2 protein-coding genes are annotated in these 1560 nt (G+C 66.1%); both read left to right on the plus strand.

The window, feature by feature from the left end:
- The first annotated feature begins 86 nt into the window (after positions 1-86).
- Positions 87-731, plus strand: coding sequence for a DUF47 domain-containing protein (locus tag EOE48_RS28390; RefSeq protein WP_127734221.1), 645 nt, complete (start codon positions 87-89; stop codon positions 729-731).
- 11 nt (positions 732-742) lie between these two features.
- Positions 743-1560, plus strand: an 818-nt coding sequence (locus EOE48_RS28395) for an inorganic phosphate transporter (protein ID WP_148239811.1), incomplete at its 3' end; no start/stop codon positions are given.

Genomic DNA, 1560 nt, shown 5'->3' on the forward strand with positions numbered 1-1560 from the left:
GCGAACACGGGGCGACGTGGGAAGTTAGCCGGCTCTCGTGTCGGTGCTGAACTGCACCGCAGAGCAGTTCAAAGGGGGAGTGCGGGATGCTTGGCTGGTTCCGGGCGCTGATGCCTCGAGAGGACCGCTTCTTCGATCTGTTCGAGCAGCACGCCCGCACACTGGTCGCTGGAGCGGAGGCGCTGGAGGAATTGCTCAGGGGTGGGGACGCGGTGCCGCGCTATTGCCAAGTCATCGCTGATCGAGAGCACGAGGCGGACGATATCTCACGTGAGGTCTTGCTCGCTGTGCGGCGGAGCTTCATCACGCCGTTCGACCGCGGCGACATCAAGGACCTGATCCAGTCGATGGACGACGCCATCGACCAGATGAATCGCACCGCCAAGACCATCATGCTGTTCGAGATCCGGACCTTCGATCCGGTCATGCGCGAGATGGGCGGCACGGTGCTGGAGGCCGCCCGGCTCACCGCCGAGGCGGTGCCGCTGCTGAACGCCATCGGCAAGCATTCCACGCGGCTGTCGGCGCTCACCGAGCGAGTGGTCGAGGTCGAGGGGCGCTCCGACGCGCTGCACGAGCAGGGCCTCAAGGCGCTCTTCCACGCCAAGGGGCGCAGCGACCCGATGGCCTACATCGTCGGCAGCGAGATCCTCGGACATCTCGAGGACGTGGTCGACCGCTTCGAGGACGTCGCCAACGAGATCAGCGCCATCGTCATCGAGAACGTCTAGGAGCACCGATCGTGGAGGCTTCCCTCTCGCTGCCGGTGCTCGCCGGCCTGATCGGCATCGCGCTGCTGTTCGACTTCCTCAACGGCCTGCACGACGCCGCCAACTCGATCGCCACCATCGTCTCGACGCGGGTGCTGCGGCCGCAATACGCGGTGATGTGGGCCGCGTTCTTCAACTTCATCGCCTTCCTGTTCTTCGGCCTGCACGTCGCTCAGACGCTTGGCACTGGCATCGTCGAGGCTAGCCTAGTCGATGCCCGGGTGATCTTCGGCGCGCTCGTGGGCGCCATCACCTGGAACGTCCTGACCTGGGTGCTCGGGATTCCGTCCAGCAGCTCGCACGCGCTGGTCGGCGGCCTCGTCGGAGCCGGCCTCGCCAAGGCTGGCTGGCAGGCGGTAGTCTGGGGCGGGCTCGGAAAGACCGCGGCTGCCATCGTTCTCTCGCCTCTGCTCGGCTTCGCCCTCGCCCTCCTGCTCGTCCTGATCGTGTCTTGGCTGTGCGTGCGAGCGACGCCCTTCGCGGTCGACCGCCGTTTCCGCCTGCTACAATTCTTCTCCGCCTCCCTTTATAGCCTCGGCCATGGCGGCAATGATGCCCAGAAGACGATGGGCATCATTGCGGTGCTGCTGTTCAGTCAGGGACATCTGGGTTCCGAGTTCCACGTCCCGCTTTGGGTGGTGCTGTCGTGCCAAGCGGCGATGGCCGCCGGCACGCTGCTCGGCGGCTGGCGGATCGTGCACACGATGGGCTCGCGTATCACCCGCCTCACGCCGATGCAGGGCTTTTGCGCCGAGACGGGCGGGGCGCTGACCCTGTTCGGGGCAACCTG

This window comes from Methylobacterium oryzihabitans, from assembly GCF_004004555.2.
Classification (GTDB): domain Bacteria; phylum Pseudomonadota; class Alphaproteobacteria; order Rhizobiales; family Beijerinckiaceae; genus Methylobacterium; species Methylobacterium oryzihabitans.

Bases quoted from the DNA above. Each gene is read 5' to 3' on its own strand.
- EOE48_RS28390 (WP_127734221.1), top strand. From the start codon at position 87: ATGCTTGGCTGGTTCCGGGCGCTGATGCCTCGAGAGGACCGCTTCTTC.